This window comes from Pseudonocardia sp. KRD291 (assembly GCF_019263595.1).
Taxonomy (GTDB): Bacteria; Actinomycetota; Actinomycetes; order Mycobacteriales; family Pseudonocardiaceae; genus Pseudonocardia.
Genome location: NZ_JADQDD010000399.1, coordinates 1 through 4,492, shown reverse-complemented (window position 1 = coordinate 4,492; position 4,492 = coordinate 1). Strand labels below are relative to the sequence as shown.

At 75.1% G+C, this 4,492-nt stretch carries 5 protein-coding genes; 3 read left to right on the top strand and 2 right to left on the bottom strand.

Features of this window, described 5'->3' with window-relative positions; genetic code table 11:
• Window positions 1-60 precede the first annotated feature (60 nt).
• The 3 genes from I4I78_RS30640 (at window position 61) to I4I78_RS30630 (ending at window position 3,071) form a co-directional block, all read left to right on the top strand.
• The gene (locus tag I4I78_RS30640; protein ID WP_218614998.1) at window positions 61-477 is read left to right on the top strand and encodes a ribonuclease domain-containing protein; all 417 of its coding nucleotides are present in this window, start codon (window positions 61-63) and stop codon (window positions 475-477) included.
• Window positions 474-860 carry a barstar family protein gene (locus I4I78_RS30635; RefSeq protein ID WP_218614997.1) on the top strand — a complete coding sequence of 129 codons (387 nt, stop codon included), beginning with the start codon at window positions 474-476 and terminating at the stop codon, window positions 858-860. The genes I4I78_RS30640 and I4I78_RS30635 overlap by 4 nt, the downstream gene beginning before the upstream one ends.
• 156 nt (window positions 861-1,016) lie before the next feature.
• The gene (locus tag I4I78_RS30630; RefSeq protein ID WP_218614996.1) at window positions 1,017-3,071 is read left to right on the top strand and encodes an FAD/NAD(P)-binding domain-containing protein; all 2,055 of its coding nucleotides are present in this window, start codon (window positions 1,017-1,019) and stop codon (window positions 3,069-3,071) included.
• Window positions 3,072-3,116: 45 nt separating this feature from the next.
• On the opposite strand, the gene I4I78_RS30625 is transcribed toward I4I78_RS30630, so the two are convergent.
• Window positions 3,117-4,034 carry a sulfite exporter TauE/SafE family protein gene (locus I4I78_RS30625; protein WP_218614995.1) on the bottom strand — a complete coding sequence of 306 codons (918 nt, stop codon included), beginning with the start codon at window positions 4,032-4,034 and terminating at the stop codon, window positions 3,117-3,119.
• Between the two features lie 216 nt (window positions 4,035-4,250).
• Window positions 4,251-4,400 (bottom strand): hypothetical protein, encoded by a 150-nt coding sequence (locus I4I78_RS30620; RefSeq protein WP_218614994.1) that lies wholly within the window; start codon window positions 4,398-4,400, stop codon window positions 4,251-4,253.
• Window positions 4,401-4,492: the final 92 nt, after the last annotated feature.

Sequence of the window (4,492 nt, the reverse complement as noted above, 5' to 3'; positions counted from 1 at the left end):
CGGCCCCGCCGGACCGGCCCGCGGGCCGGCCCCCGGGCCCTCCTCGCGACCCTCGCCGCACTGCTGCTGGTCGCCGTCCCGACGACGGCGTCCGCCGCCACCCCGGCGTCCGCCACGCCCGGCGCCACCGCGCCCGCCGTCACCGCGCCCGCCGCCGTCACCGCGCCCGCCGCGGTCCCCGGGGACGGCTCCGGGCTCCCGGTCCGCACGCTGAGCAGCCTGCCCCCGCAGGCCGCCGACACCTACCGGCTGATCGAGTCCGGCGGACCGTTCCCGTACTCCCGCGACGGCATCGTGTTCCAGAACCGCGAGCGCATCCTGCCCGCCAATTCCAGCGGCTACTACCACGAGTACACCGTCCCGACGCCCGGCTCGAGCGACCGCGGCGCGCGGCGGATCGTGACCGGCTCGGCCGACGAGGTCTACTACACCGGCGACCACTACGCGAGCTTCGTCGTGGTAGACGTGTCCCGATGAGCGCGCTGACGCACGACTCCGGCACGGTCCCCGAGATCGTCGCCCGCGCCCGCGACCGCGCGACGACCGTCGGCGTCGTCGACGGCGCGGCGGACCGCTCGGCGCTGCTCGGCGCGATCGGGCATCAGCTGCACTTCCCCGGCTACTACGGCCACAACCTCGACGCGCTCGACGAGTGCCTGGCCGACCTGTCGTGGTTGCCGGAGGGGCCGGTCGAGCTGGTCTGGGCGGACGCGGACCTGCTGGCCGCGGACCCGGACACGCACCAGGTCGTGCTCGCGATCCTGGAGTCCGCGATCGACGCGACGGCCTCCGGGCCGCGCCCGCTGCACGTCGTGCTGGCCGTCGGGACGGACCGCGCCGGGGGTGTGAACACGGCGTGACCCCGGCCCGGGCCACTGGCCGGTCCGGGGGCACACGCTTACAGTCGGGGGCATGGGCACCCGGCTCGTGCGGCGCAGGCACGTGGACCTGGGGCGCCTGCACGCGGACCTCTGAGGGGCGGACGCCACCCGTCCACCCCTTCGGAGAGGCCGCGTATGAACCCCCCGACCCCTACCCGCCGTACCGACGCCGCGAGCGCGGTCGCGATCGTCGGCGCCGGTCCGCGCGGCGCCGGCATCCTGGAGCGACTGGTCGCCAGCGCCCCCGAGCTGCACGCCGACGCACTGGCCGGGCCGGGTCTGGACGTGCACCTGATCGACCCCTACCCGGCCGGTGCCGGGCGGATCTGGCGCCACGAGCAGTCCCCGCTGCTGGCGATGAACTCGATGGCCGCCGACGTCACGATGTACACCGACGACTCGGTCGTCTGCGACGGCCCGATCGTGCACGGCCCGTCGTTCTGGGACTGGGCGCAGGACCTGCGCGACAACGGCGACCCGGAGGCCGAGCTCGGCGCCGAGCTGGCCGCCGAGCTGGCGGAGGTCACCGCGTCCACGTTCCCCAGCCGACGGCTGCAGAGCCACTACCTGTGCCGGGTGCTGCGTGACGTGATCGCGCAGGCGCCGCCGGGGTTGCGGGTGCACATCCACCGCACGGTCGCGACCGCGCTCACCGAGGACGGCGGGACGCAGGTCGTCACGCTGGCCGAGGGCGCGCCGCTGCGGGTGGACTCGGTCGTGCTCGCCTCCGGGCACCTCGACGCCACCCCCACCGACGACGAGTGCGCGCTCCGGGACCGGTCCCGCGAGCTGGGCCTGCGCTACCTGGTCCCGGAGCAGACCACCGACTCCGACCTGTCGGTGATCGCGCCGGGGGAGACCGTGCTCGCACGCGGGCTCGGGCTGGCGTTCGTGGACCTGGTGGTGCTGCTGTTCGAGGGCCGCGGCGGCCGCTTCGAGCCGGACCCGGACGACCCCGGCCGGCTGCGCTACCTGCCATCGGGCGAGGAGCCGCGCCTGGTCGCGGGCTCCCCGCGCGGGGCGACCTACCACTCCAAGACCCACTACCAGCTGCTCGGCGGGCGCCCGCCGCTGCCGCGGTTCCTGACGCCGGACGCCACGGACGCCCTGATCGCCTCCGCGGGCGGGCGCGGGATCGACATGACCACGCAGGTCTGGCCGCTGATGGCCAAGGAGATCGGCTGGGGCTGGTACCACGAGCTCGTCAACGGGCACCCGGAGCTGGTCCGGCTGGGCTGGGACGAGTTCGCGGCCCGCTACCAGGGGCTCGACTGGGACTCCGACGGGATGCGCGAGCTGATCGAGGCGGCGGTCCCGGACCCGCTCGACCGGCTCGATCTGAACGCACTGGACCGTCCGCTGGACGGGCTGCACGCGCCGGACATGGCCGCGCTGCAGCCGCTGGTGCGCGCGCGGATCGCCGAGGACCTGCGCCAGCACGTCGAGCCGCGGCACACTCCGCACCTGGGCGCGTTCGTCGCGATGCTCTCGGTGTACTCGGAGACGACCCGGCTCTCCGGCTCCGGCGTGCTGTCCGCGCGGTCGAGGGCGTCGGACATGCCCTGGTGGCAGAGCTTCTTCAACGCCGTGGCCAGCGGCCCGCCCGGGTTCCGGGTGCGCCAGATGCTGGCGCTGTCCCGGGCCGGGTTCGTGGAGTTCCTGGGCGCCGGGATGCGGGTCGACGTCGACGCGCCGGCCGGGGAGCCCGGTGCCCAGGGTTCCGGTGCCGCGGGCTCCGGTGCCCAGGACTCCGGTGCTCTGTTCCGGGCCACCAGCGCCACCCTCGGCGGCGCCGACACGGTGACCTCGACCGTGCTCGTCGACGCCCGGCTGCCGGACCCGAGCGTGGCCCGCAGCACCGACGCGCTGATCTCCTCGCTCGCCGCGGCCGGCGACATCGTGGAGGACGTGCTCGTCGACGACGACGGGGCCGTCCTGCGCAACACCGGCCTGATCACCGTCCGGCCCGGGGACGGCGCACTCGTGCGGTCCGACGGGCGGGTGCACCCCCGCCGGTTCGCGGTCGGGCCGCACACGACGGTCAAGGTCGCCGGGGCCTTCACCCGTCCCGGCATGAACGCCCAGAGCCTGCGCTACAACGACGCGGTCGCCCGCGCGGTGCTCGAGTCGCTCCCCGCCACCCCGGGTTCGGGCCGGGCAGGCGGGGCGGCCGCCACGACGGCGGCCTGACCCCGGCCCTGCCCCGGCCTTGTCCCGCGCCCCGGGCCCGCGCTGTCAGTCGCTGTTCACGGTGACGGCGTCGCGCGGGTCCTCGACCACGGCCTCGGTGTGGCGGGTCCGGCGCAGCTTGCGCACCGCGACGACGACGGCCGCGGCCCAGAGCGCGGCGATGACCACGTAGGCGGTGGTCAGGGCCCCGCCGGTGACACCGACGGCCTTGAAGATGGTGCGGGCGTTGGTCAGGATGATGATGCCGCCGACGAGGGTTCCGAGCACCGGCGCCGGGACCTTCGTGACCAGCCACGCGGCCAGCGGGGCGGCCAGGACACCGCCGAGGAGCAGCCCACCGACCGTCCACGGGTCGAGGACCTCGGAGCCCAGCCCGATCAGGAACCCGACGCTCGCGGCCAGGGCGACCAGGAACTCGGAGGTGTCGACCGAGCCGATCACGGTGCGCGGTGCGGTCTTGCCCGCGGTCAGCAGGGCGGGGGTCGCGACCGGGCCCCAGCCGCCGCCACCGGAGGCGTCGACGAACCCGGCGACCAGCCCCAGCGGGGACAGGAACCTCGACCGGTGCGGCGAGGTCCGGGCCGTGGCGACCTTCGGCGGGCGGACCGAGAAGCGCAGCAGGATGTAGACGCCCAGGGCCAGCAGGATGCCGGACATGTAGGGCGCCGCGTCGTCGGTGGCCAGTGCGGACAGCGCGGTGGCGCCGAGGAACGCGCCGATCGCGCCGGGCACGCCCAGACGCAGGACGAGCTTCCAGTCGACGTTGCCGAAGCGCCAGTGTGCGGCGCCGGACACGAGCGTGGTGCCGACCTCGGCCAGGTGGACCGAGGCGCTGGCGGTGGCCGGGCTGATGCCGGCGACCAGCAGCAACGACGTCGACGTGACGCCGTAGGCCATGCCCAGGGCGCCGTCGACGAGTTGGGCGCCGAAGCCGACGAGGGCGAAGATGATCAGAGTGCGCACGGGCGTGTCTCTCTCGTGGGGTGCAGGCGCGACAGGGGTGCAGGCGCGGCGGGGTGCAGGCGCGACAGGGCGCAGGCGGAACGGGACTCAGCCGCGACGGGCTCAGGCGCGACCGGGTGCGGACGCGTCGGAGCGACCTCGTCCGCGACGGGCGAGGTGGTGCCGGGCCCTGCGGGACGCGGAGCGGGTCAGCGGGTGGGGTCGGTCGTCACGGCGTCAGGAGCCGGGACAGAGCCCGTCGAACTCGTCGATCCGGCGCGAGGGCCAGAAGCACTCCAGATACCGGTCCAGGTGCCAGGACACGGCGGGGTCCGCTGCGGAGCCCGGACACCGGTTCACGGTGGCGGTGCTCGGGCTCGCGGTCACCGGTCCATCCTCCGTCGTGCCGCGCAATGGGACAACAGGTCGTCCGCGGTGCGGGAGGATGCCGAACCTGTCCGTACAGGTTGTCGGATCAG

Excerpts from the sequence above, each read along its gene's own strand:
- I4I78_RS30635 (WP_218614997.1), top strand. The coding sequence starts at position 474 with ATGAGCGCGCTGACGCACGACTCCGGCACGGTCCCCGAGATCGTCGCC.
- I4I78_RS30630 (WP_218614996.1), top strand. The coding sequence starts at position 1,017 with ATGAACCCCCCGACCCCTACCCGCCGTACCGACGCCGCGAGCGCGGTC.